21 protein-coding genes are annotated in these 25,674 nt (G+C 32.7%); 7 read left to right on the plus strand and 14 right to left on the minus strand.

What is annotated here, in order from left to right:
* The first annotated feature begins 14 nt into the window (after nucleotides 1-14).
* Nucleotides 15-407, plus strand: coding sequence for a hypothetical protein (locus NH26_RS06650; RefSeq protein ID WP_044218737.1), 393 nt, complete (start codon nucleotides 15-17; stop codon nucleotides 405-407).
* A 24-nt stretch (nucleotides 408-431) separates the two neighbouring features.
* On the opposite strand, the gene NH26_RS06655 is transcribed toward NH26_RS06650, so the two are convergent.
* The gene (locus tag NH26_RS06655; RefSeq protein WP_044218735.1) at nucleotides 432-1,166 is read right to left on the minus strand and encodes a nitroreductase family protein; all 735 of its coding nucleotides are present in this window, start codon (nucleotides 1,164-1,166) and stop codon (nucleotides 432-434) included.
* Between the two features lie 188 nt (nucleotides 1,167-1,354).
* On the opposite strand from NH26_RS06655, the gene NH26_RS06660 reads away from it, so the two are divergent.
* The gene (locus NH26_RS06660; protein ID WP_044218733.1) at nucleotides 1,355-1,876 is read left to right on the plus strand and encodes a hypothetical protein; all 522 of its coding nucleotides are present in this window, start codon (nucleotides 1,355-1,357) and stop codon (nucleotides 1,874-1,876) included.
* A gap of 54 nt (nucleotides 1,877-1,930) precedes the next feature.
* Here NH26_RS06660 and moaA read toward each other — a convergent pair whose 3' ends face one another.
* From moaA to NH26_RS06680, 4 genes are all read right to left on the minus strand, one after another.
* Entirely contained in the window at nucleotides 1,931-2,902 is a 972-nt protein-coding gene (gene moaA / locus NH26_RS06665; protein ID WP_044218731.1) for a GTP 3',8-cyclase MoaA, read from the minus strand.
* A 182-nt stretch (nucleotides 2,903-3,084) separates the two neighbouring features.
* Nucleotides 3,085-3,273, minus strand: a complete 189-nt coding sequence (locus tag NH26_RS06670; RefSeq protein ID WP_044218729.1) for a hypothetical protein — start codon at nucleotides 3,271-3,273, stop codon at nucleotides 3,085-3,087.
* A 7-nt stretch (nucleotides 3,274-3,280) separates the two neighbouring features.
* Nucleotides 3,281-3,991, minus strand: coding sequence for a NapC/NirT family cytochrome c (locus tag NH26_RS06675; RefSeq protein WP_044218726.1), 711 nt, complete (start codon nucleotides 3,989-3,991; stop codon nucleotides 3,281-3,283).
* Between the two features lie 13 nt (nucleotides 3,992-4,004).
* On the minus strand, nucleotides 4,005-6,287 hold the full coding sequence (locus NH26_RS06680; RefSeq protein WP_199880230.1) for a molybdopterin-dependent oxidoreductase: 2,283 nt from the start codon (nucleotides 6,285-6,287) through the stop codon (nucleotides 4,005-4,007).
* 247 nt (nucleotides 6,288-6,534) lie between these two features.
* On the opposite strand from NH26_RS06680, the gene NH26_RS06685 reads away from it, so the two are divergent.
* The gene (locus NH26_RS06685) at nucleotides 6,535-7,875 is read left to right on the plus strand and encodes an alginate export family protein (protein ID WP_044218723.1); all 1,341 of its coding nucleotides are present in this window, start codon (nucleotides 6,535-6,537) and stop codon (nucleotides 7,873-7,875) included.
* Between the two features lie 80 nt (nucleotides 7,876-7,955).
* Here NH26_RS06685 and cmk read toward each other — a convergent pair whose 3' ends face one another.
* The 5 genes from cmk to NH26_RS06710 form a co-directional block, all read right to left on the minus strand.
* On the minus strand, nucleotides 7,956-8,639 hold the full coding sequence (gene cmk, locus NH26_RS06690) for a (d)CMP kinase (protein WP_044218721.1): 684 nt from the start codon (nucleotides 8,637-8,639) through the stop codon (nucleotides 7,956-7,958).
* A gap of 93 nt (nucleotides 8,640-8,732) precedes the next feature.
* Nucleotides 8,733-10,136 (minus strand): LptF/LptG family permease, encoded by a 1,404-nt coding sequence (locus NH26_RS06695; protein ID WP_044218718.1) that lies wholly within the window; start codon nucleotides 10,134-10,136, stop codon nucleotides 8,733-8,735.
* Nucleotides 10,137-10,257: 121 nt separating this feature from the next.
* On the minus strand, nucleotides 10,258-10,824 hold the full coding sequence (locus NH26_RS06700; RefSeq protein ID WP_052431792.1) for a hypothetical protein: 567 nt from the start codon (nucleotides 10,822-10,824) through the stop codon (nucleotides 10,258-10,260).
* On the minus strand, nucleotides 10,811-14,218 hold the full coding sequence (locus NH26_RS06705) for a UvrD-helicase domain-containing protein (protein WP_044218715.1): 3,408 nt from the start codon (nucleotides 14,216-14,218) through the stop codon (nucleotides 10,811-10,813). Before NH26_RS06705 ends, NH26_RS06700 begins: the two co-directional genes overlap by 14 nt.
* Nucleotides 14,219-14,307: 89 nt before the next feature.
* A complete protein-coding gene (locus NH26_RS06710; protein WP_044218713.1) occupies nucleotides 14,308-15,024 on the minus strand; it encodes a LytR/AlgR family response regulator transcription factor in 717 nt (238 codons plus the stop codon).
* A gap of 153 nt (nucleotides 15,025-15,177) precedes the next feature.
* On the opposite strand from NH26_RS06710, the gene NH26_RS06715 reads away from it, so the two are divergent.
* Nucleotides 15,178-16,452, plus strand: a complete 1,275-nt coding sequence (locus NH26_RS06715; RefSeq protein WP_044218711.1) for a M48 family metallopeptidase — start codon at nucleotides 15,178-15,180, stop codon at nucleotides 16,450-16,452.
* Between the two features lie 75 nt (nucleotides 16,453-16,527).
* Here the strand turns inward: NH26_RS06715 and NH26_RS06720 are convergent, their stop codons facing one another.
* Complete coding sequence (locus tag NH26_RS06720) at nucleotides 16,528-16,953, minus strand: RrF2 family transcriptional regulator (RefSeq protein WP_044218709.1); 426 nt, start codon at nucleotides 16,951-16,953, stop codon at nucleotides 16,528-16,530.
* Between the two features lie 203 nt (nucleotides 16,954-17,156).
* Here NH26_RS06720 and NH26_RS06725 point away from each other — a divergent pair, with 203 nt between their 5' ends.
* Nucleotides 17,157-17,384 (plus strand): hypothetical protein, encoded by a 228-nt coding sequence (locus tag NH26_RS06725; RefSeq protein WP_044218707.1) that lies wholly within the window; start codon nucleotides 17,157-17,159, stop codon nucleotides 17,382-17,384.
* Nucleotides 17,385-17,577: 193 nt separating this feature from the next.
* On the opposite strand, the gene NH26_RS06730 is transcribed toward NH26_RS06725, so the two are convergent.
* Nucleotides 17,578-19,299 (minus strand): caspase family protein, encoded by a 1,722-nt coding sequence (locus NH26_RS06730; RefSeq protein WP_139262916.1) that lies wholly within the window; start codon nucleotides 19,297-19,299, stop codon nucleotides 17,578-17,580.
* Nucleotides 19,300-19,447: 148 nt separating this feature from the next.
* On the opposite strand from NH26_RS06730, the gene NH26_RS06735 reads away from it, so the two are divergent.
* Nucleotides 19,448-20,194, plus strand: coding sequence for a VC0807 family protein (locus NH26_RS06735; protein ID WP_044218704.1), 747 nt, complete (start codon nucleotides 19,448-19,450; stop codon nucleotides 20,192-20,194).
* 3 nt (nucleotides 20,195-20,197) lie between these two features.
* Complete coding sequence (locus NH26_RS06740) at nucleotides 20,198-21,157, plus strand: L-threonylcarbamoyladenylate synthase (protein ID WP_044218702.1); 960 nt, start codon at nucleotides 20,198-20,200, stop codon at nucleotides 21,155-21,157.
* Here NH26_RS06740 and NH26_RS06745 read toward each other — a convergent pair.
* Together NH26_RS06745 and NH26_RS06750 are read right to left on the minus strand one after the other, a co-directional pair.
* The gene (locus NH26_RS06745) at nucleotides 21,149-22,990 is read right to left on the minus strand and encodes a sensor histidine kinase (protein WP_084812078.1); all 1,842 of its coding nucleotides are present in this window, start codon (nucleotides 22,988-22,990) and stop codon (nucleotides 21,149-21,151) included. The two genes, NH26_RS06740 and NH26_RS06745, sit on opposite strands and share 9 nt — an antisense overlap.
* Nucleotides 22,991-23,172: 182 nt before the next feature.
* Nucleotides 23,173-25,464: a PP2C family protein-serine/threonine phosphatase gene (locus NH26_RS06750; protein WP_044218699.1), complete on the minus strand. Its 2,292-nt coding sequence runs from the start codon at nucleotides 25,462-25,464 to the stop codon at nucleotides 23,173-23,175.
* Between the last annotated feature and the right edge of the window lie 210 nt (nucleotides 25,465-25,674).

Genomic DNA, 25,674 nt, shown 5'->3' on the forward strand with positions numbered 1-25,674 from the left:
AATTTCAACTAAGAATGCAAACGATAAACAGTACAGAAATTGCTGCGATTTGGGATCAAATCAAGCACAGAAAAGATGTTATTAGTGTTCATAATTTGCACTTTGTAAAAGTGAGAGATGCAGCATTAAAAAATCCTCATTTAATTACATGGGATTTTCATAAAAAAGAAGTAAACATCTCTGAGGTACCTTACATCAACACTGTTGATGATGAGCCAATTAACCTTAGTGATTATAAATATTTATGGGTAAAAACCGGCGATCCAAAAAATCAAGCTTTATTCAGAATTTTGATGCATAACGACGACAGAAGCTTCGATTTAAAGACACTTTTTCATCCAGCACATCAACAACAAGAGTTAAAAGTGAACTACCTTGCTTTTAATGAAGAACCTGTTGAAGTATAAAAAAAGGAGCAATTGCTCCTTTTTTTATACTTCAAAAATTACTTTATCATTCGGCACTCTTACTCTTTCGTTGTAAATCCCACCTTCTCCGGCAGGTCCACAGCCGATGATCATGCTAATTTCAGCATCTTTAGGAAGATTTAAGATTTTTTTAATTCTTTTACTATCAAATCCCTCCATCGGACAGGTGTCATAACCTTCCGATTTCATAGAATACATAAAAGTCATTGCTGCTAAAGCAACACTTTTATGAAGAGTTACTGTGATATCCTTCTTTGATACTTGCCTTACCATTGGTCGTTTTAAACCAACAGCCCAAGAAAATATTTTCTTACCAAAACTTCTTATTCCTAGTCTATCATTTTTATATAAAATAGGAACTAATTTCTGATAATAACTAAGAGCTCTATTTTGATCTTTCTCGCTTAAAGATTTTTTTTCAAAACCTTTTTTCATCTCTTCTAAGTTAAACTCTGCTCTTTCCGACCATAGTGATGGGCGTACAGTGAATAAAACTAATTCTCTAGCTGTTGTAGCTGCCTTCTGCTTCATACAGTTAATAGCAACCTCTTTTTTTAGATCTTCTGATGTGACTCTATAGAATTCCCACATTTGCATGTTGGAACTGTTTGGGGACAAAGTAGCTCTCTCTAAACTTCTCTGCACAGATGCATGATCAAATTCTGCTTCTTGATCATATACTCTTACAGATCTACGTTCATTTACTAGATCGTCAAAATACTTGGCGTTGTTAGTCATGTTTTATTTGTCCTTTTTTATTATTTAATTGTCATTCAATTGTAACACAGTTAGATATTACAATAATAATCCTCTTTAAATTCATCAAAAACTATTGATTACTAGTTGATTACATTATTACACGTATTATCGGCTTCTTGGTTACTTTTTTGAATTTGATTACAAAATTAATCAATAATTAAATAAACATGAGAAAGTTCATTTCAAAATTATCAATCATAAGCACATTAATTGGCTTAGCTTTTATCTTACACTCTTGTAGTACTGACGGAGAAGACCCTGCTACAATAGGTAACGCATCATTTTTCGCAGACAATACAGTAGGTTTTACCCAACAAGCAATCACTATTACAATCACTGATAAAAATGATGATGAAGTAACAACACATCAACTTAGACAGTATGCTACCAACCCTAATTGTGGATTACCATCTGCCATTGATGTTTTTACTGCAGAATTACCTGAAGGTAAATACAATGTTTATGCTGTAGAAGCTAACGACGGTGATGCTCAAGGTGCTTGGTTTACGGGTGTTGAGGGTTATGCTCTTACAATTACTGCAGGTACATGTCAACGTTTTAAATTAGGAGACAATCCTTTTGAAGAACAAGAACCTCCTGCGAGCCCTGCTGCTTCAGCTCGTTTAGCTAGCAAAGGAATGAAACTACTAACAATCACACCATATGAATGTGATTGTGAAAATAACTAATCCATAAAAAAAGCGAATCCTTGGATTCGCTTTTTTTATATCTTTCAATTTCTATTACCCACCAATTAAGGACATAGAATCTAAAGTAGTATTTTCTTTTTCTTCATCCCATCCACTCTTTTTCTTGGTGGCTAAATGCTTTTGAATTTGATTTAGGATTTCTTTATCACTCTTATTTGTTCGTAATAGGTCTTTTAATTCCAATCCCTCTTTAGAGTAAAGGCAATTTCTAATTTGACCTAATGATGTTATTCTAAGACGATCACAAGTACCACAAAACGTTCTACTAAAGGCAGGAATTATCCCTACTTTTCCTTTCAAATATTTTGTTTGATAAATTTGAGCAGTAGACATTTCAAGATCATTCACTTTAGCAAAATCAGAAAACTCATCTGATAATACCTTTTCAATGTCTTTATAGTTCCAAGTTTTGGCTACTTCCCTACCTGTGCCATTAAAAGGCATTTCCTCAATATATCTAATTTCTAACGGTGCATTCTTTGCTAATAATGCCATAGGAATAATCTGATCAGTATTCTTTTGATCCATTACTACCATATTCACTTTAACATTGAAGTCCAAATCAATCATTTTCTGTAATGAATTAATTACTTTAGAAAAATCATCTCTTCGGGTAATTTCTTCAAAACGCTTTCGTGATACGGCATCTAAACTTAGATTGATATCCTTTATTCCTAATGTATGTAACTTTTCAAGATGCTCTTCTAGCAGAACCCCATTGGAAGTAATACCAACTTTTTTAATTCCTTCAATTTTTACTAGTTCTTCTAAAAAGTGCATTAATCCACTTCTAACAAATGGTTCTCCTCCAGTAATCCTCACTTTTTCTACCCCGTTTTGAGCAAGAATAGTCACCAACCTCAACAATTCTTCAAAGGTCAATAGCTTATTCTTCTGTACAAATTTCATATGCTCGGGCATACAATAGGTACATCTCAAATTACAACGATCAGTCACTGCTAATCGTACATACTTTATTTGTCGGTTAAACTTATCTGTTAGCATATGTTGCTAAGATAATTAAGAATTAAGAAATATGGCTTATGAATTGAAAAATTCATTCATCATCCAATAAAAAGGTCAAACATTAATAATCGTTTCCATAATTATCTTCAAATTAGATGAAAAAAGGCCTTACTCTTTTTACAAGTAAGGCCAATAATATTTACCTCTAAAATAGAGTACTATTAAAGAAGATTTGATTTTGTCAAGTCTTTATATACTTCCCATAAAACTAGCATTACTGCAACAGCTATACATGGTTGTGCCACAAAAACAAACAAAAACATTAATATAGGTCCTGGATTAATGATGTAAGGAATGGAAATAGCCAAACCTATAATCACTAGCATCGCTTCAATAAATACTTTTCTCATAATTTAATTATTTTTTTGATACTGCAAGGTTGGAAATATATTCCTTCACTTCGTTTGCGTCTTTTACTGAGATCTCTTTGTTCTTAGGGTTAGATAACCATTTGTAGTCTTCATGACCCGGAGTTCTACGAGATGGCTCTGGATGAGCTCTACCGTGACAGTTTAAACAAGAAATTGATGCGTCATCACTCTTCAAGTTTTCAACTACAGGCTGATGCTCTTCTACTGCCTCGAACGTTCTTGAACCTTCGTGACATCCGTAACAGTTCATTGAATTAAACTCTCCTCTATAACGGATAGGTTCTTCATATGTTTTTGTTACATATCTCATCAAGTGTCTATAACCGTCTAATTTAGCCTTCATAGTTCCTTGGAACCCATAATCAGCATGACAGCTATAACACTCGTGTTCGGCAATCCATCCATTTTGGTAGTGTCTAGCGGCCAATGTTTGAGATTTAGTATCAAACATCATATCGTTAGCCATTGGAGCCATTACGTGACAACTTTGACATGCAGTTGATTCTTTAGTAGTAACAAATACATGATAGTTACCTAACATTACTGCTAAAACCGGAAATAAGATAATGGCTACAAGAACCATTGCTCTCACCCCTCCCGTAAGTTTCTCTTGAAACCTATTTTGTCTCAGTTTATAAAGTAGGATCACTTCAACGATTAGGATCACTACTGCTAAAATATCTAAAATTGTTTCCATTGATCGACGAAGTTTAACTTAATTTTTTAACACTGATTGCAGTCACCTTATAATCAGGCTCCTTAGAAATAGGATCATGATCATCAGAAACTACATTGTTTACTAAAAACTTTTGGTCATAGAAAGCTGCAAAAACAACTCCTGGCGTTTCGTGATCTCTTGATATATCAACGATACCTTCCATTTTGCCTCTAGAACTTTCTACTTCAATACGATCACCTTTTTTCAACCCGTGAGGACCTGCATCACTTGGATGGAAGACAAATCTACCAGGACCAGCAGAACGATGTAATTCTGGTACTCTGTAAGTCATTGTTCCTGTATGCCATTGTGAGACTACACGTCCTGTAGTTAAGAATAATGGTTTCTCTTTAGAAACATCTTCTTTACCTGGAACATAAGGTCTAGCAAATACAACTGCTTTACCATCAGGCTTGCCATAAAAATGCACCTTATGATTAGCATCAATATGTTTATCTGCAAAAGGATCACCTTTGATATACCTTCTTACAGTACCCGGATGATCTTCTGTAGGACATGGCCATTGTATACCTCTTTCTTTTCTCAATCTTTCTCGTGTAATACCAGAGAAATCATATTTCGAAGATTTAGAAATAATTCTATACTCATCCCAACATTCTGTCGGTGTTTTATAAGTAATCAGATTGCCTTGCCCCATTCTATTGGCGAAGTCAACAAGAATATCAAAATCAGAACGAGCTTGTCCTACAGGCTCTCTCAATTTATCAATAATTTGATATCTTCTTTCTGTTTGACCGTATACCCCTTCTTTTTCGATATAAAGTGCGGCAGGTAATAATATATCTGCAAATTTAGCTGTTTCTGTATCTTCAAAGATTTCAGCAACTACTAAAAATGCTTTTTCCATACCCTCTCTGTAATACCTATTATTCGGTAGTGATTGAGCAGGGTTTGAACACATAATTAATGCTGTTTCTACATCACCTGTTACCATACCATCAAACATAGCTAACGCATGTCTACCTGGTTTTGGAGCAATAGTTCCTTTTGGTACCTTCCATAGCTCCTCCATTTCGTTTCTATGCTGTTCTTTAGCAATCAAACGACCATTTGGAAGTAAATGAGCTAATGAACCAGTATCACGAACACCACCACATGCATTAGATTGACCCGTTAGAGACAACGGAGTTGCACCCGGCTTACAGATTTGACCTGTAATTAAGTGAAGTGAATTCAATGTATTATTTAAGAATACTCCTTGCACTCTTTGGTTAATACCCATGGTCCATAAAGACATCGTAGCTTTAGAAGAAGCAAACTGATAAGCAACTTCTCTAATTTGACGAGGAGTAATACCCAATTCATCCGCTACTTTTTCTGGACGATAATCTTTAAGGAAATTCTTATATTCTTCTATTGAAATTCCTTTTTTACCATCATTGAAGCTGACATACTTACTGATAAATTCTTCATCTAATAACCCTAATTCTGCAATTACACAGCACATTGAGTTAAGAAGTAACATATCTTTACCTGGTAAAACTGGTACATAAACATCTGCATGATCAGCTGTTTTCGTTTTACGAGGATCTACTACAATAATTTTTACATTTGGATTGGCCTTTTTACGCAACATGATACGCTCCCATAAAGGAGGGTGGCATTCATAAGCGTTTGATCCAATTAAGAAAAATGTTTCTGCATGATCAATATCTTCATATGCTCCTGGAGGTTCATCCTTACCAAAAGTTTGAGTATAACCTACTGCTGCAGATGCCATACAAAGTCTTGGATTACCATCAACGTTATTTGATTTAAAACCAGCTTTGAAAAGCTTATTGGCTGTATAAGATTCTTCAATTAGTAATTGTCCTGAACCGTAGAAGCCAATACTAGTTGGTCCACTCTTTTCTAAAGACTCTTTGAACTTCTTGGTCATTAGCTCCATTGCTTCTTCCCAAGTAGATTCTACTAATTTTCCGTTTTTCTTAATCTTAGGTACTTTTAGACGTTCTGGACTTTTCATTACTTTGTCCAACATCGACCCTTTAATACAGATAACTCCCTTATTGTGTGCCTCCTGATCTCCTCTTACTCGAACAAGTTTATCTTTGTTCATTCCTAACATCACTCCACAACCTGTACCGCAATAACGACAAACAGATTTGTGCCAAGATTTAACAGGTCCTTCATCAACAATAAGTTCAGTAAGTCCCCATCCACTTAAAGCAGCACCACCAACAGCGACAGTACCACCCGTTAGTTTTAGGAAATCACGTCTTGATAAATTCAAGTCGTCTTTTTTATTACTCATCTAACAGTAGTGTTTAATTCTGAATATTTATATCAATAATGTGTTTTGTATTCTAAAATTTAGCTTTTAGATTTCGATTTGTAATACTATATTCAAAAAAATTGACTTTTAATGATATAAGTCACCCAAAAAAGATAACAATAAACATAAATTAACTTCCGTCTCCTCATTATTATTGCATTCGAAAAAAAATTAAGTAATTTTATTATTAATAAAATTAGATTTTAACTTTTATTTATCTTTAATTATGCTAAAAAAATTACTCTCAGTAATTACGCTACTCACCTTATTTAGTGGTGCTTATGCACAGGATTTTACGATTGATGCTCAGCTAAAACCTCGTTATGAACATAGAAATGGCTTTGGTGCATTAAGACCAACTGATGGTGCAATGGACCGTGCTGCTGATATGGTTTCCCAACGTGCAAGAATCCGTTTTCTTTTCAATGATAAAAGCGAAAAGTTCAGAATGGGTTTCTCAATGCAAGACGTTAGAACTTGGGGTGAGATCAATCACTTCGCTAACAAAGATGTAGGAAACTTCCATGTCCATGAAGCTTGGGGTGAATTGTTGTTTTCTGATGTATTTTCAGCAAAAGTAGGTCGTCAAGAATTAGTTTATGATGATCACCGTATTTTTGGTTCTGTAGATTGGGCGCAGCAAGCGAGAAGCCATGATGCCTTAGTATTAAAGTATGAAGGTAACTTTAAATTACATGGTGGTATTTCAATTGCTACAACAGGAGAAACTCTATTTTATGAGCAAAACCAAAGAAACTCATATAAATCAATGCAATACTTATGGTTCCACAAAGATTTAAGCGAAAATGTAAAGCTTTCTGCTTTAGCAATGAACTTAGGTCTTGAGAACGATAAAGATCCTGCTACTAATAATAGAACAGATTTTGAAACAGTATACCAACAAACTTTAGGTGCTAGAGCTGAATTTAGACCTGGTAAAATTGGTGTTAACGCTGCTTTCTATTACCAAATGGGTAAAACTGGAGTTGATATTGCAAATGCACAAACTCAAAAAAACCTTAGTGCTTATAACGCATTGGTTGAAGTTTTATTCTCGGCTAACGATGCTTTATCATTCACTTTAGGTGGTGAACTTCTTTCTGGTACTTCTTACGATGCGGATGCTGATGTAAACAACTCGTTTAACCCTTACTTTGGTACTAACCACAAATTCAATGGTCATATGGACTATTTCTATGTTGGTGGTAGAAACCCTAAAGGTGGTTTAACTGATATTTACTTAGGTGCTACTTATAAAATGGAAGAGTGGAAATTCTATGGTAGAATTCATTCATTCATGTCGGGTGCAGAAATTTCTGACGGACAAGGAGTAAAAGTTGACAGTAACTTAGGTACTGAACTTGATTTAAATGCAAATTACAAGTTCAACGAATACATCTCAATTCAAGGTGGTTGGTCAGCAATGTTTGCTACTGAATCTATGCAATATGCTACAGCTGCAAACGCAGGTGGCGATTCAGGTAAATTCAATAATTGGGGCTGGATGGGCTTAGTAATCAAGCCAACTCTTTTCTCAACAAAGAAAAAAGAAGTAGCGGCTAACTAATCGCTATTTTACCAATATATAAAAAAGAGGCTATCATTTATTTGATAGCCTCTTTTGGTATATGTCTATTGATAGAATGATTAAGATAATTCTATCTTTTTCTTTGCCAGATTTAAAATACTAGCCACTTGCTCTTTAATAGTTAATCCAGATGTATCGACCACTACAGCATCTTCGGCTTTCTTAAGTGGGCTTTCTTTACGAGTAGAATCTAAATAGTCTCTATTTTCAATATCAGCAATCACATCGCTTAAATTCGTTTTCTCTCCCTTATCTTCCATTTCCTTTAATCTGCGCTTTGCTCTTACTTCTACATCCGCTGTCATAAAGACTTTTAATTCGGCAGTTGGAAAAACGACTGTACCGATATCTCTCCCATCCATTACGATACCTTTGTCCTTACCCATCTTCTGCTGTTCGATAACACAGAACTGTCTTACTTCTTTGATAGCAGCAACATCACTCACTCTACGGGTGATATTCATGTTTCTAATAAAAGGTTCAACGTTAACATCATTAAGATGGATTTCGCCAAGACCTTTTTCAGGATTAAATACAAATTTTAATGAAATAGCATCTAACGCCTTTGACACTTCTGTGGGGTCTGCAAAATCTATATCATTTTCTAAAAAAGAATAAGTAACTGCCCTATACATGGCTCCTGTATCAATAAATACATAGTTTAATTCTTTTGCTACTGATTTTGCAGTAGTTGATTTTCCGCATCCTGCGTGACCGTCAAGTGCTATTATAATTTTATTCATTAATTTCCATTAATTTTATTCGTAATCAATATAGAAGAGAAAACCCTATGTAAGCAAATGTCACATAGGGTTATTAAGGTAATAAATTTATATCTACTTTTTGAACATATTCTTGAATACTACAGCGTAGTAATCAGTATCAAAAAGTTTCACATCATTTTTAGCTTGGTAAGTGAAGAATAGTCCAAATACCAATAAGAAAATATTTGACAGCCAAGTACCAAGAATAGGATCAATTAAAAGCTCTTTCGCCATTTTTTCTCCTGTAATTGTAATGATATAATAAATTACAAAGAAAAATACAGATACTAAAACAGGTACACCAAGTCCACCTTTTTTAATAATAGCTCCTAGAGGTGCTCCGATCATGAACATCAATAATATTGCAATTGCTGTTGAGATCTTTTTATGTACATCAATAGTGTACTTCACATCCTCTTTTAATTGATTTGCGTGTCTTGATGCGTTTGATTTCAAAACATTATAGAAACTTGAAGCACTATTGTAAGCTGAAGAAGCAATTCTTAGCTTATTCTGTTTTGATTCTGGATCAAACTTCTTTTTTGTAAATTTATCTGCGTTGTGTTCACCTTTAGCAGACGTATTTCTATAGTAGAATTGTGTAGCACCATTCTTAGCTAGCATGGCACTATAATCTACCATTGCTTTTTCTAAAGAATCTTGTTCCACTTTCAATTGACTACTATTTTTCATCAAGTTATGCCCCATGAATAAGTCTTCTCTTGTTTCATTCATCGCATAAGATTCCATTGAGAAATAGAAAATTGATGAATCAAACTCTGAGTGAACATATTGAATATCGGCTTTTGACTTTTTGTCTTCTACTTCACTATAAGCATTCCCTTCAAATAAAGTCAACATTAAGAAAGTTTCATCATTGATCAATTCCATTTTACCGTGGTTTGCCAAGATGACTTCTTTATTTCCTCTATGACCTTCGTGCTTATAAATAATCACATCATGAATACCAATACCATCTTCGTCTTTTTTCGAGACTTTGATACTATAACCATCTAAACCATTGTAAAATGCCCCTTCTTTAAGGTTCATGGTTGGTTTAGTCTGTTTGATATCATAAAGTAAACTATATGCTTTTAAATTGGCATGTGGTACAACTGTATCATTGTACACCAATTGAAATAGTGTTACTATGATAGTAAAGAAAAACACAGGTCTTAAAACTCGAATTAACGAGATACCTGCTCCTTTAATTGCTGTTAATTCAGAATGTTGTCCTAAACTACCGTAGGTCATTAACGAAGCCAACAAGACGGCTAAAGGTAATGCCAAAGGAAGTAAGGCTAATGCAAACCAAAAAAACAATTCCGCATATACGTCGTATCCTAAATCTTTGCCTAAGAAATAGACAAATTTTGAGATCATGTATTGCGACCAAAAAATAAATAAAACAATTGCAGAAGTTAATGCAAAAGGTCCTATGTATGCTTTTAATAATAGCTTATCTAGCTTCTTCATTCTTGCTATTTGAGTTCTATTTTACTCAAGACATATTCATGAGTACCACAAATCTAAAAAACTGCTTACTAAAATAAATGATCATTTAGGCGTTATAGCGAGTTTTTTAAAACTTTAACAACTATTCGGTATAATCGTATAAAGCGTCTTCAATTGCACTCATTTTTGAAGGGGAATATTTACCACTTGTTACAAATAAAATTTTCCCTTCTGGTGATAATATAAAAAAGTATGGATCGTCTTTCGCTCCAAGGTTCAGTTTTTTCTTATATTCTTTTACACTTCCTAAAACTATGGCAACATTATCGTGAAGTTTTTTATCAATATTCTTCTTCATGTTCCCTTTTAAAGTCTTTTCTGCTGCTTTTGCAATTCCTCTTGCTAATGCGACAAATTGCATGTTTACATTATAAGTTGTAGACCCAAATAAATCTGATTTTGGAGGATTTATAAAAGTTGAATAAATAGGTTGCATCCAACTCTCTAAGTTTTCCTGAGATTTTTTTGAATAAGCAACACCTATTAATGTTGCTTTCCCTTTTGTGTGATCTGGTAGAGTAATCACTTTATCGTTTATTGTTTCCGCTTTCATAGTGGGGAACATTTGCCCTTTCTGAGCAAATAAGCCATGAAATGTAAAACATAATACAATAAACGCAAGAATAGTTTTTGAATTAATACTTAACATGATGAACTTCGTTATTTTCTGTGTACAATAATATTAATTTAATTTGTTTGAAACCCATTTTCTTTAGTGCAGTACCATATCTTTTGATTTGGATTTCATGCTGATCATTATAATTACCTGTTTTATAATCTATCACAACTGCCTCTTGACCTTTGTACATTAATCTATCTGGACGATCGATAATAGAAGCTTTCATTACTTCCTTTCTTGGAGAAATAATTTCAGTTTCATTTAGGACCGTGTAACCTGATTTTTTATCAAAGTAACTACCTACCTCTGGATGACTGATAATCTTAAGAATAGCGTCTTTATACTCCAAGACTTCTTGCTCTTCTATTAAGCCTTTTCGTTCAAGATAGTTAGATGCCTCATCAATATCTTCTTTAAACCTTATTTTCTCAAAGGCTTTATGGATAATGACACCTTTATTTTTTGCTAAAGCGATTTCCTCTAAATGAATTTCTTTTTCTCCTAGTTCTAAAGCTCCACTCTTCAACCTTAAATATTCTGATTGATCGGTATGAATTATTGTTTTGATCTTATTCTCTACATCCTCTTTTTTTGATGAACTATTGATACAATCATCACTAAAGAATTCATACTCCTCAAATAAAACATTATCTATGGTGGTTGATTTTAATTCGTTTGTATCAAAGTTACTTTGCTTTAGAGCGAAATCTTTAAACGATAATAGAAGTTTAGTAATACTTGTAGAAGAACTACGGTTTTTTGATGTAAAAATATGTAGATGTTTCTTTGCCCTAGTAGTGGCAACATATAACATATTAATTGCATCTATGTAAGTATCCCTTACTTCTTCTGCATATCCTTCTTTAAAATCTGTTTTTTCTAAGAATTGCTGTAAAGGCAGATTCGTAGCACTTAATTCTGGAACAACACTATTCCCTTCCCAAGCAAACCATTTTCTAGATTTCACCATTGGTGTTAAAGACCAATCGGCATAGGGTAATAAAACCACCGGAAATTCTAATCCTTTTGATTTGTGTATAGAAAGAATTCTAACCGCATCGATATTATCAGGTACTGAAATAGCCTCTTTCTGTTGAAGGTTTTCCCACTTACTTAAAAATTCTTGAGCACTATTGCCTTGCTTTTGTGTATGAGCAAGCATAATACCTAAAAATTTCATCATATAGGATTGTTCCGTTGTTCTTTTGAATAAAGAGAAAGTTTGAACTAAAAATTCTGTTTGATCAAAAAGTGTTTTTCTTCTAAAAACTGATAGATCAAAAGTTATATCAAACTCTTTTTTTAGGAGTTCCTCAAACTTTTTTTGTTGATCACATTCTTTGATCAGATCACCCAATTGAATATAAGTATCTCCATCTATTTCAGTTGGTGATACATTCTTTTGCTCCCATCTATTCGCTTCAATATCCTTATAATGGGAATATAAGAAACGAATGATCTCCATAAATAACATCTTATCTGCTCTTCTAACAAGCAAACGAATCATATTCACTATGAATTGAATAGAAGGTGCTGAATTCACTAATAAAGACTCAGAAGATATCACTTCAACATCTTCTTTTACTAAATACTCTGCTATTTTAGAACCATTGCTGTTATTTCTTACCAAAATAGCAATATCCTTAAAACTATATCCTTCCTCATTGACCAAGTGTAGAATTTGTTGATGAATTCTCGATAAATTCATTTCTTCTACCTCACCTTTACTTCCTGATTGTTGACAAATAGTTAGACGTACCTGACCTCCAACTTTTTTGTGTTTTTCTTGTTCACCTCCAAGGTAAAACTTCGACAATAAATCGTCGTTAGTATCTTGACGAATAAACTCATATAAACTATTATTGAACTCAATAATATTAGGGAAGCTTCTATAGTTCTTTCCTAATTTTAATGGCTGAGCCTGTTGTTCGAAAACATATTCCTCTTCTTCTAGTGCCGTACCTTTAGCTGTTGGTAACTTCGGTAGTTCAACTAGCATTTCAGCTTTTCCTCCCCTCCATCGATAAATCGACTGTTTTGCATCACCTACTACTAAACATTCATGCCCTTCATCCTCAGTTAAAGCGTTTGCAACTAAAGGAATAAGGTTATGCCATTGTGTTTTTGAGGTATCCTGAAATTCATCAATTAATATATGATTGTATTTTTCTCCCAACCTTTCATAGAGGTAAGGCATTGGAGCATCTTCTACTATCTTATTAATGTTATCTCCAATCTCCGAAATATGAATCCAACCTTGTTCCTTCTTTTGTTCTTCCAATTCCTTTTGAAGCACCAAAGCAGTAGCTACCAAGTAAATGGTATCGTACACTAAACGTATCAATTTTGTTTTCTTTACCGTTTCAACAATCAAAGAAACTTGTTCTTGAATGGTTGGGTAAACGGCATCATACCCTGCTGGCATTTTTTTATAATTCTGTTTTGTCGCTAAACATGAAGGATCGCCACTATCCATCACCTTCTCCATTGTTTTGGAAAGCTTCAAATCAATACTATTGATCTCTTTATCCAATTTTTGAATTCCGGTACCTACATGCTTAGAAAGATCATCAAACGCCACATTATTTGAACGCATTGAATCTACAATTGCTTGATACGCGTCTGATATTATTTTTTGGTTTTCATCATAAATCTTTACCCTAAGCTTATTCGCAATTTCAGAAAACTCGGTAATTGTTAATTCTTTATTATTGATTTGATTGACACCTAGCTTCTCCAAAACCTTTCGTTGACTATCATCAAACAATGCTTTTCCGAAATCACTAATATTGGGTACAATATTCCAGCTTCTATCTTCTTCCGCCATCTTGATGGAAAACTGTGTTAGTGCATGAGTCAATTCCTTTTGATCTTCCCTGCCCAGTTTATCCATCAGACTATAAATGGCATCTTCTATTAAGTTTTGAGCATCTAAGACTAATTCAAAATTGAATGGAAAGTCTAAATCTCGTTTAAATGCTTGAGCCACTTTTTGAGAAAATGCATCAATTGTACTTACAGAAAAGTTAGAATAGCCATGTAATATCTTTTGATGCACAATCTTTGAACGCTCTTTTATTCGTTTAAATAGTTCAGGTTCATTTTTATTTTTTTGAACATCGGGATCAGGATCTTCATTACCAAAACCATAAAATTCGTTGACAATACTTTTAAGCATATCATCATCGAGTTTAGAATTAGCTTTAGAAAAGACTAGCATTTGAGAAAGTATCCTTTCTTTCATTTCAGCTGTTGCCAAATTCGTGAAGGTTACTGCCAAAATATGCTGGAAATAATCAGGATTAAATTCTTCATCAAACTTATCCAACTGAAGGGCAAGTTTGATATATTCTTTAGCTAAAGTAAATGTTTTCCCTGCCCCTGCAGAAGATCTATAAATTTTAAAGAATTTGGCGTTTTTCAAGTTAAAAAGTCTTTGAAAGGATGATGTTTAGAATTAACTATTGAAGATACATTTTTTATATGAATGTAAGCACTTACAAGGTATCATTTTTACTTTTCGGATAAAGTTTTAAATATCCTATCTCTATATGTTTTTCCAATTGGAATTTCCTTATCACCAATCCATACCATATGCTTTTCAAAGGCTGTCACTTCATTTTTATTAATGATATATGACCTATGTACTCTTAAGAACTCATATTGTTCTAATTCTTTTTCCAGTTTGGTTAGAGAATATAAAGAGACTATTCTTTCATTACTCTTCAGGTAATAAGATACATATTCTTTTAACCCCTCAATGTACTTTATAGAAGAAGGGTTTACCTTGTGTGTTTTTTGATCCCCTTTAATAAGAAGAACCTCTTCTTTGGAAATTGCTTCCACTTTGTCGGATTTCAAATCAATCCATTCTATGGCTTTATTTATTGCTTTAATAAAACGATCCAAACCAAATGGTTTCAACAGATAATCTATCGCGTTTAAATTGTATGAATCGACAGCATACTCAGAATAAGCCGTAGTGAAAATGACTACTGGAGGATCTGATAAACTTTTCACTAAATCTAACCCCGTTAACTCAGGCATTTGAATATCCAATAGTAGTATATCTACTTCTTGATTTCTCATCACCTGCATCGCCTCAATAGGTGAAGCACACGCTGCCACTTCTTCTAAAAATGGAAGTTTAGAAAGATATACTGAAATTAAATTTCTCGCTAATTGTTCATCATCAACAATTAAACATTTATAGGTCTTTTGCTTTTCCAATTTGATGTCGTTCGTTGTTCAAAAAGATGTATAACTAACTTATACAAACAAAAACTACCCCTAAGTTCTGAAAGAAGTCATAACTTTTCAACTGATTTCATATTGCAGTCCGTATTGTTTTATTAGATTTGTATGAAATTTTTATAATAAACAATGAGCGGAGAAACTTTAAAAATAGTTATTGTAGCTATTCTGACTGGCGATTTTGTATTAGAAAGAGTACTTAGTCACCTCAATATTAAAGCAATGAGCAAAAAGCTCCCTTCAAAATTGGAAGGATTGTATGATGCAGATGAATATAAAAGATCTCAAAAATATCAAGCAGAGAAAGATCAATTAGGTCTTTACAGTAGTGCTGCTTCTTATTTATTAACAATGTTACTGTTACTAACAGGTGGCTATGCATGGATAAATAACTTCTGCGTAGATAATTTTAGTAGTAACACAACACAAGTATTAGCGTTTTTTGCAATAATTGCTCTTATATCTGATGTAATTGGGATTCCATTTGAATGGATGAATACATTTAAAATTGAAGAAAAATACGGCTTCAATAAAATGACGGTAAAAACCTTCTTGATTGATAAACTGAAAGGTTATGCCTTAGGTGCAATTATTGGAGGTTTATTATTATGGGGATTTATCAGCTTTTACCACTACTATCCTGATACCTATTGGGTAATTGCTTGGGTGGTATTTATGTTGTTTGCTTTAGGAGCAACAATGTTTTATGCTAATGTCATTTTACCTATGTTTAATAAATTAACTCCTTTAGAAGAAGGTGAATTATTAAGTGCAATCAAGGATTATGCAAGTAGTGTTGATTTTCCTTTAGGTAAAATCATGGTAATGGACGGTTCTAAAAGATCGACAAAAGCCAACGCATTCTTTAGTGGATTAGGTGGCAATAAAAACATTGTTCTTTATGATACGCTGATCGAGAAATTATCAACAGATGAAATTGTTGCAGTTCTTGCACACGAAGTTGGTCACTACAAGAGAAAACACACATTACAGATGTTTTTTATCTCTGGTGTAAATATGTTCATTACACTTTGGTTATTAAGCTTATTTATCGATTCTAAAGAATTGTTGGTAGCTATGGGAGCTGATTCCTTTAGTCAGGTAGGGAGTTTATTGAAATCAAGCACCGGTGGGTACTTATCTCCTTTAAGCTTAATTGCATTTTCTATGCTTTATAGCCCTATTTCTATGGTTACAGGTCTTATTGTGAATGCTTTCTCTAGAAAGAATGAATTTGAAGCTGATGCATATGCTAAAGACACCTCATCAAGTAGTTCTTTAATAGAAGCATTAAAAAAATTATCGGTAGATTCTTTAAGCAATCTTACCCCGCATGATAGCTATGTAAAAATGCATTACTCTCACCCTCCTTTAATTCAAAGGATGGACGCAATGGAAGAGTAGGTATTATACTTTAGATAAAAAAAATCACTTCTTTACCTTAATGGCAAAGAAGTGATTTTTTTATGATCATTATTTTTAAACCGAATAATTTTCAGGAAGTAAATCAAGAATGGTTTTCTTCTTGAGAATTTCAAGCTGAGCATCTCTTACATCTAGCATAACTGCTTTTAATGTACAATTCACCTCATCTTCACAATCATCACAAGGTTCATAATAATTAAGGCTTACACATGGTAAAGGTGCTATAGGGCCTTCAATCATTCTATGAATATCACATAGAGTAACTTCTTGAGGGTCTTTAATTAAATAATAACCTCCCCCTTTTCCTTTTTTACTGCTTAGGACTCTTCCTTTTCTTAATTCCAAAAGGATACTCTCTAAGAATTTCTGAGAAATATTTTCTCTTTTGGCAATATCAGAAATAAGAACGGGGCCTTCGCCATATTTTGAAGCCAAAAACCTTAATGCTTTTAAAGCATATTTAGTCTTTTTGGATAACATATTAAGTCTATATTTTTAGTTCGTTATTGCAATCAAGATACGAATTTATATAAATCTTTTATAATAGTTTTGAGAATAAAATTAAAGTAATAAGAAATGAAAGGCCCTGTAAATGATTATTCACTAATTCATCTCTTTTTTTGCTTTTAAATAAAGATTTTATCAACTTTCTTTTTTAAACTGTGTATTAACTACATTATTTTATGATTGATCAAATACAAGATTTTTTTGTTGGATTAAGTCAAGGTCAACTTTCTACCTTATTTATCGCTGTAATCGCAATTGTTATTGTATTCTGGAAAGTAGCTAAATCAATTATTAGACTAGTAATTATTGGTGTAATTATATTTGCTGCCTTTTTTGCATACCAGCAATTCGAACCTGGAACATTTGATAAAGGAATCAATAAGGTAAAACAACTTACGAATTAAAAGGCATTACAGATTACAAATCTCCTAATAATCAATATTATAATACCAATATTATTGTTTGATAGGAAATAGTTTTGTTTATTGTAGTACCAAATAAGAAGGTATAGAAATATATCTTCCCTTAACAATTAAAAAAGGGCTGAGTAGTATCACTATTCAGCCCTTTTGAGTTATATCAGATCAAACTTTATGATTAATCACCTGATGTATCGTTCTGAACTTCTTTAGCTTCTACTTTATCTTTTTTGACAAAAATAAAATCTCCACCTTCATCTCCTGTAGCATTAATAACCCCAAATTGAGGAACATTTTCAGAGTTATTCATTACTGCATCTCTAAAGCTATCAAATAATGCTCTAGCACTAGTATACTTCTCTGTATTTTCTAATAATCTCTTTTGAAGGTACTTTACAAAAACACTTTCATCGGGCACTTCCTTTAGAGTTCCACTTGTCATTGCTTTTCTAGAAGGCAGTTTTTCTAGATTATTAATGGCTTTAGGTGCATCGGTAAAAGCAGCTCTAGTTTTAAAAATACCTCCTGAAAAGCAGGCATCAGATATTAATAAAACATGCTTAGCTTTATAAGAAGCTATATATTCTTTTATAGTAGAGTTCCTTACCCAATTTGCTGTACTTTTAGCTTTAGCGTCTGAAGGTAACCAATACCCTGCCTTTCTTTTAGAGTCCCAATGTCCATGCCCAGCATAAAAAATTAAAATATGGTCATTTTCTTTGGCTACTTCCATCACATTATCTAAAGTCTCTATGATTTTCTCTCTTGTTGGGCTTTTTAGGGAAATAACATTCTCTTTCGGAAAAGTATAATGTGTGGTTAATATTTCTTCAAAGGCAGCAGCGTCATCAACAGGACGATCCAAATTGGCAATTTTATCATCCTGATACTCATTGATACCTATTATTATTGCTCTATAAACTGGCGGTTGTTTAAAGTCAATAATATCAAAACCTAAATCAGAGAATGAAGATATACTTGGTCGGGTGGTTTGCTTTTTAGTCTCCGTTTGTTCTTCATTATCTTCACCTGTATCGTTATTTCTTGTTTTTGCGATTTCTTCTTGAGGTGCATCCGTTTTTAAAATATGTCCCCAATGTAACATTGCTAATTTACCTTCTTGAGTAAAATAGGCCATTTGATTGGTTCCATCCATACATGGAGGGTGAGCATAATTTTGAGCATTTAAAGCATCGATTGGAAAAGGCTCTCCCCAAGATTCGTCTTCATTTTTAATTGCACACATCACCTCATATTCTTCTTCGTCATCACTTATTTTAGACATAAAGAACAACGTTTTACCATCGGGCATTATTTTCGGTTCTTTTTCAGAATAAAGATTGATAGGCTGAGGCAGTATGTTTACTGATTCTACATTTCCTTTTTTATCAAATGCAGCATAGTAAATTGCATATTTCAAATTTGTTGGCTCAGATTTATCTTTTAGTCGACAAAAATAAAGCCCTTTACCATCTTTTGTAGGTGATGGAAAAAGTTCATATCCTCTAGAATTGATTTTAGAAGAAAGAATTTCTGGTTTTGCTAATCGTCTACCCCATCTTCTCATTCTGTAAATATCACCGTTGTTTCCTTTATTATAGGCAGAAAAATATATCCATCTCCCATCGTGACTAATCACAGGACTTGTTGGATACGGCATATTATCAGGTAAAATAAGTTGAGTAGGTGGCATGAATTTTCCGTTTACCTTATTAGATAAAAAGAAGTCAAAACCTTTCTTCTGTTCTCTTGCGAAAAGTAAAGTGTTTCCATCAGAAGTAATACTTGGAAACCTTTCATCTCCATCTAAATCAAATTCTTTCGGGAAAGAGGTTTGTGAAAACCCTGTAGTCACTAGAATAAAATTAAATAAAAGAATAAAAATTTGACGTCTATTCACAGCCTGTATTTTTAAGGGATTTAATAATCAGTATCTTTGTGCGTTTGGAAGCACGATTCTATACTTACTATAGTTCAGTTTGTCTGATAGTAAAAATCTGCTTCAAATTTAATAAGAAGTATCAAACTTCATACCTCAATAGATAGATATGCAAGAAGTAAAGGTTGTTAAGAAAAAAGAATCTCCTTTGTGGAGTTTAGTATTTAATATTGTTATTCCAGTTTTAATTCTTTTAAAACTTAGTGATGAAGCTTATTTAGGTGATTTATATGCCGTAATTATTGCCATCTCCTTTCCTATCACTTATAGTTTTTACGATTTTATTGTAAGAAAAGAGGTAAGTATTATTGCTGTTTTAGGTGTAATTAATGTTGGTTTAACTGGTGGAGTGAAGTTACTAAACCTGCCTCCAGAATATATCGCTATCAAAGAAGCTCTTGTGCCTCTTGTTATAGCCGTATTAATATTCTTCTCTACTTTTACAAAATACCCTTTAGTCAATAAGTTTATCTATAATGATATGATTATGGATATCAATAAAATTGAATCAAAGCTAAAGGAAACAAATAACGAAGGTCCGTTTGCCAAACTATTAAGAAACACTTCATTTATAGTTGCTGGTTCTTTTTTAGTTTCTATGGTCTTGAATTATGTTATTGCTAAAATGATTGTTGTTAGCCCTGCTGACTCTAAAGCATTTAATGAAGAGTTGGCCTATTTACAGTCTATCAGTTTTGTTGCAATAGCATTACCGTCTATGGCCTTTATGTTTTTAGGTTTATGGTACTTAACTAATGGAATCACCAAACTTACAGGATTTCAGTTCCAAGAAATTCTTGCAGGTTATGATGAGGAAATGTCGAAGAAAAACGAATCAGAAATAAAAGATAATTAAGAAATGGCAATTATCGATTCTTCTATATCAAAAGCGAAAGCAGTATTAGATAAAGGTGGGTTGATTGGTCTACCTACTGAGACTGTTTATGGTTTAGCAGGTAATGCCTTAGACGCAAAAGCTGCTGCCCATATATTTGAAGTTAAAGCTCGCCCTAGTTTTGACCCTTTAATTGTTCATAGTGATTCTCTTGAAAGATTATCACCATATATCAAAGAACTTACTACGCAAGCAAAAAAATTAGCCGAGGCTTTTTGGCCTGGCTCATTAACAATGGTCTTACCTAAATCTGATAAAATCCATGATTTAATCACTTCTGGTTTAGACACAGTGGCGGTTAGGGTACCTAAACATCAACAAACATTAAAGCTTTTATCACAATTAGATTTTCCAGTAGCGGCTCCTTCTGCCAATCCGTTTGGCTACATTAGTCCTACTTCTGCACAACACGTACAGGATGGTTTAGGCGATAAAATAGAATATATTTTAGATGGAGGCGATTGTTTTGTAGGGGTTGAATCAACTATTATTGGCTTTCCAAACGGTATACCTACAATATATAGAAAAGGTGGAATTCCTGTTGAAGAAATTGAAAAGGTAATTGGAAAGGTTGAAGTAAATGCTCAGTCTTCTTCTCAACCTAAAGCACCAGGAATGTTGCATAGACATTATGCTCCTAATGCTCAATTACTTTTAGGTGATATTGAAAAATTAATTGAAGAGCATAAAGATGATAATTTTGTTACTTTATCATTATCATCCACTTTCGATCAGATTCCATCAGAAAATCAATTTATTTTATCTGAGTATGGTGATCTAAATGAAGCTGCTAGAAATTTATTCAAAACACTTCGTTTAATCGATAAAAAAAATCCATCCTTCATACTTGGAGAATGGATGCCTGAAGAAGGTCTTGGTAGAGCTATGAATGATAGAATAAAAAGAGCTGCTTCTCTAGGTTAGTGCTATAATTTCTTCCTCTGTATGCTTAGGTTCAAAAGTAAACCTAAGTATACATTGGGTACCTTTACCTTCCATAGACTCAACTACCAGTGTTCCATTATTTCTTGTAGTAAAATCTTGTACCAAGATCATACCTAACCCTACCCCTTTTTCCTTTGAAGTTCCTTTAGTAGAGTACTGTACCTCTGGGTTCATCAGTTTATCTAAACTTTCCTTACTCATACCCACCCCATTATCAGAAATCACAATTTTAACTTCGTTCTCAATTTTTTGGGCTACTATTTTAATGATACCAGTACCATCGTCTGCAGTAAATTTTAAGGCATTAGAAATAATATTTCTCACCACGCAATCGACACTATTGTAATCAATAAAACTATATAGCTCATCTTCTGCGACTAATTCTAATTGAATGTTTTTCTTTTTGGCAGTACTACTGAATAGATCAATATTTTTTGATAATATCCTGTTGATAGAATTGAGCTTCTTATCAATTTTTAGTGAGTTGGATGCAGACCTTGACCAAGAAAGAAGATTTTCCATAAGTCCCATGATGTTTTTCATAGAGAAATACATATCCTTAGATAGAATTGTAATTTCTTCTGGGCTGAAAGCATTAGACCTCTCCATCATCAGTTTTAAAAATCCTATTTGGGTATTAATAGGACCTTTTAAATCGTGTGATATAATAGAGAAAAACTGATCTTTCATCTTATTACTTTCAGTAAGTTCTCTTTTTGAGTTCTTAAGCTGACGATTACCTTGTTCCAATTCCTTAAATTGATTTTGGATCATATCATACATTTCCTGAAAAGAATTGGCTAATGAAGCAACTTCACTTGTAGGCTTTCTTAATGATTTAAAGTCCACATTCTTCTCTGTTTGCATATACCCATCTTCAATCACTTTTCGAGTTCTGCCTTCTAAAACAGTAATTGGCGTAGATACTTTTAAGGCAGTGTTATATCCAACAACTATAGTAAATAAAATTGCTATAAGACTAACAAGAGCATAGGATAATTTAATTTTCCACATCAACTCAACAAATCTATTGGAAACACCCGTACTTAAGGAATCAAATTCAGACTCAATATAAGCAGCCCTATTATACAATTTCCCTATTAAGCCTCCATTTCTATCTTGACCAATTCTATATTGTATCAAAACTATTTCATTAAATACTAAAAGGTATTGATCTACATTGTTTACTAAGTGAGCATCTTGAGTACCTTTCATTCTAGACTTTAACTCCCCTGCCAGCTTATTAATTTCTAAAACATAAGATGTTTTCGGCTCTAAAAAATACTTTACTGCTAAATATTGCATCTTATTATAATAAGACATATTCACACTCCCTTTTAAGCTAAGAAGAGCATCTCCGCTACCTAGAAAGTCTTTATATAAACCTGAATTTTCTGACCCTAGTTTTCTTTTTGCATTCACCAAATCGTAAAAAGCAGTATTATAACCGTCAATAAGACTATCCACAAATAAGAGGTTATTACTAATTTCCCATTCTTCTAATTTTTCATCAGTTAATAACTTATCAATACTTGCGGAAACTAAATCTATTTTGTTTTTCCTATTTTCTAAAAAAGAATCGATTTCCCTATCACCGACAAATGGAAGTGCTGAATCGTTAAATAAATCTGAGGCGTCATGTTTAATTAAGTCTAATACACTTACCTCCATAGTAATTAACCATGCCTTCACCTGGTCCAAATCCTCACTTCTATTAATGTATTTATAAGTAATAAACGAGATACATGTAAAGAGTATTGAAAAGGATATAAATGCTGTTAGTATTCTACTTCGTAAACTTCCGTTTAACATAATAATAGTCAGTAAATTAATTGAATAGCAAAAAATCAGACAGCTTAAAATCTTATATTGAAAGCTGTAACTTATCTAAGTAATTAAAATAATACATTAATTTATTAAAAAATCTATATAGTACAAAGTTAAATAAACACTTCAGTGTTAATACATTACTTAACAAAAAGCACTTTCTATTATTAAACCACTTTAAAACCAATTAAAGTTTGATCATCATTGACAGGTTTATTTTCTCTCCATTCTATTAATGTTTTATTGATGTATTCGTGTTGTGCTTCAATATTTTCAATTTGAACATCAATAATTAACTCTTTCAATCTATTTTTGGTAAACTCTTGATCAGAAGGATTTACTTGTTGAATTATGCCATCAGTAAATAGGTATAGATAACATGATTTCACTCTATTTAAAGGTATGTAGTGAGTAATAAATTTTAATTGAGCCTCATTTCCAATACCACCGACACCATAATTCTCACCTTCGAACTCATCATATTTTTCATCTCTAGTGATAAACAATGATTGATTTGCTCCTGCATATTCGATCATTTGCTTTTGTCTATCCCAAACACAAACAGATAAACATAATTCTTTATCAAATATCTCTTCTCCTTTAATAATAAGATCATAAAGAGATTTATGTACAAACTCTAATATTCTTTCTGGCGATGATACCTTTTTTACTTTTATCACTTCGGTTAAAAGATCACTTAAGACTACTCTAATAAGTGCTGCTTGATGATCATATTTACCTGTATCAGCCAATATTACAAATGCTCTACTTTCTCTTTCATGCACCCAAATAAAGTCGCCACTAATCTCACTTTTATTCTCTTGGATGATAAAGCCTCCATAAGAATTTAGTTGATAAAAATTATCATCAAAAATGGTGGTTTTTAATACGTTATTGATAGACGTGATGTATTGTGAATAGAGGTTTTTATATTCTAGATATCCCTTACTAAATTGTTCTTTTTCTATATGTAACTTCTTGCTATCTACCGTTTGATTTTCGATGGTTGCATTCATTTTTTCAGAATGAATATTCGCCATTTTCAACTGATTCTTAAGTTGATCATTATGTTCATAAAGTTTACTTACTTCTGAACAAATTATTTCTAACTGCTGTAACATATCAGATGTTACATTTCGGTATTTATGACTGTTTGATAAGAATAGTTTAGGATTATCAATAACATCTTTTAATGCTTCTTTAAAAGCCAATACAGGTTTAGTTAGCTTTTTACCTCCATATAAAATTCCCAATAAGAAAAATATGGCAATAATAGCTATCGCACTATTGATAAATACCCTTAAAGTCTCCCATTCTGCAAAGGCTACATCCCTACTCCATTCTACCACCATATACCAGTCTAAGCCAGCTCTCTTTAATTGGGTTGTATGTGCTAACACATGAATACCATTCACACTTTTAGCCTCTACAATTTTATCTTCAAATTTTTGGATGTTTTTTAAAATTACATCATCAACTTTTTGAAACCCAATGACCGAATTCCTCTTTTTAGCCTCCTCTAAATCATCTAGATTATATCCTTCCTGAGACATTCTTAGTAATACAGCTGAAGAATTTTTTCTAAACAAAGAAGAGTTTGTTCGCATTAACCCATCTTTTCCTGTTAAGAAAATATCTGTTGAATGTTCTTCTACAGAATTATTAAAAGTCCAATGATTAGTATTGAATGCATAAAGCATTACATATTTTTTCTGATCTCCTACTTTGGTGGCTAAATAGCATCTAGTATGGTCATTATTTATTTTTGATTTTGAAACATCAATCCAATAGTATTTTCGTTTCCCCTCATTCACCATCAACAGTTTTTCTCTAATATCTCTCTCAGACAAAAGAGAATCAAAAGCTGACTGTCCAATTTCTGCTTGATTGACGGAAGAAGCTATTATTCTACCTTTTTCCATATTCACAATCATCACTTCTTCAGACAACATGATTTCTGAGAACTGTTTTAATTGCTTTTGTAAAGAATAGAATGTCCTGTAAGCTATTTCATTTGAATTTTTCTTATTGTTGAGCCACAGCATAAAAGGAAGACCATTCTTATCAAAATTATTTTGAACTAATAATTGACCTAACTGTTTTCCGTTAAACTTCCCTTTGTTCTTTTTACCATACTCACTATAAATTCTATCAAAGTTTTTCTGGAGTTCTTTTGGATCAAATTCTTTCCCCTCCAGTTTTCTCATTGTAGTATAAAGAGGTTGTAAATCTTTATCGGTAATTGTCTTTGATAAAGTGAGCGCTGCTTTTTCTTTGTCTTCAAACTCTCTTTGTATAAAGTCTTTTAATGCTAAGCCTACATCGTGTAATCGCTCTTCAACTGCTTTGTTTTCTGTTTTAGTAATAATTGTGTTGATAATCACAACCAATACTAAAAAAGTAATGATCACAACAGAAAAAAAGTAAGAAAATATATTGGATTGTACCCTTTTAAACATGATGATTTTCTCTTATGAGAATTTATTTTTATTCGTTTAATTCGATAATTGAATTAATGAATAACCTCCAGTAATGATATATGCCATTGATCACCTTATTCCAAAATAGGAATCAAAATGAGTTGCTAATTATAGATATAAGGTAATTTGACATCTAAAATTACAATTTTTATCAAAGGATTAAAAGCCTTAGGATTTTTGGTATTACTA

The organism is Flammeovirga pacifica (assembly GCF_000807855.2).
Taxonomy (GTDB): domain Bacteria; phylum Bacteroidota; class Bacteroidia; order Cytophagales; family Flammeovirgaceae; genus Flammeovirga; species Flammeovirga pacifica.

What these genes read in the sequence shown, in the direction of transcription:
- NH26_RS06650 (WP_044218737.1), top strand. Translation starts at nt 15, where the DNA reads ATGCAAACGATAAACAGTACAGAAATTGCTGCGATTTGGGATCAAATC.
- NH26_RS06655 (WP_044218735.1), bottom strand. Translation starts at nt 1,166, where the DNA reads ATGACTAACAACGCCAAGTATTTTGACGATCTAGTAAATGAACGTAGA.
- NH26_RS06660 (WP_044218733.1), top strand. Translation starts at nt 1,355, where the DNA reads ATGAGAAAGTTCATTTCAAAATTATCAATCATAAGCACATTAATTGGC.
- moaA (WP_044218731.1), bottom strand. Translation starts at nt 2,902, where the DNA reads ATGCTAACAGATAAGTTTAACCGACAAATAAAGTATGTACGATTAGCA.
- NH26_RS06670 (WP_044218729.1), bottom strand. Translation starts at nt 3,273, where the DNA reads ATGAGAAAAGTATTTATTGAAGCGATGCTAGTGATTATAGGTTTGGCT.
- NH26_RS06675 (WP_044218726.1), bottom strand. Translation starts at nt 3,991, where the DNA reads ATGGAAACAATTTTAGATATTTTAGCAGTAGTGATCCTAATCGTTGAA.
- NH26_RS06680 (WP_199880230.1), bottom strand. Translation starts at nt 6,287, where the DNA reads ATGAGTAATAAAAAAGACGACTTGAATTTATCAAGACGTGATTTCCTA.
- NH26_RS06685 (WP_044218723.1), top strand. Translation starts at nt 6,535, where the DNA reads ATGCTAAAAAAATTACTCTCAGTAATTACGCTACTCACCTTATTTAGT.
- cmk (WP_044218721.1), bottom strand. Translation starts at nt 8,639, where the DNA reads ATGAATAAAATTATAATAGCACTTGACGGTCACGCAGGATGCGGAAAA.
- NH26_RS06695 (WP_044218718.1), bottom strand. Translation starts at nt 10,136, where the DNA reads ATGAAGAAGCTAGATAAGCTATTATTAAAAGCATACATAGGACCTTTT.
- NH26_RS06700 (WP_052431792.1), bottom strand. Translation starts at nt 10,824, where the DNA reads ATGTTAAGTATTAATTCAAAAACTATTCTTGCGTTTATTGTATTATGT.
- NH26_RS06715 (WP_044218711.1), top strand. Translation starts at nt 15,178, where the DNA reads ATGAGCGGAGAAACTTTAAAAATAGTTATTGTAGCTATTCTGACTGGC.
- NH26_RS06720 (WP_044218709.1), bottom strand. Translation starts at nt 16,953, where the DNA reads ATGTTATCCAAAAAGACTAAATATGCTTTAAAAGCATTAAGGTTTTTG.
- NH26_RS06725 (WP_044218707.1), top strand. Translation starts at nt 17,157, where the DNA reads ATGATTGATCAAATACAAGATTTTTTTGTTGGATTAAGTCAAGGTCAA.
- NH26_RS06735 (WP_044218704.1), top strand. Translation starts at nt 19,448, where the DNA reads ATGCAAGAAGTAAAGGTTGTTAAGAAAAAAGAATCTCCTTTGTGGAGT.
- NH26_RS06740 (WP_044218702.1), top strand. Translation starts at nt 20,198, where the DNA reads ATGGCAATTATCGATTCTTCTATATCAAAAGCGAAAGCAGTATTAGAT.
- NH26_RS06745 (WP_084812078.1), bottom strand. Translation starts at nt 22,990, where the DNA reads ATGTTAAACGGAAGTTTACGAAGTAGAATACTAACAGCATTTATATCC.
- NH26_RS06750 (WP_044218699.1), bottom strand. Translation starts at nt 25,464, where the DNA reads ATGTTTAAAAGGGTACAATCCAATATATTTTCTTACTTTTTTTCTGTT.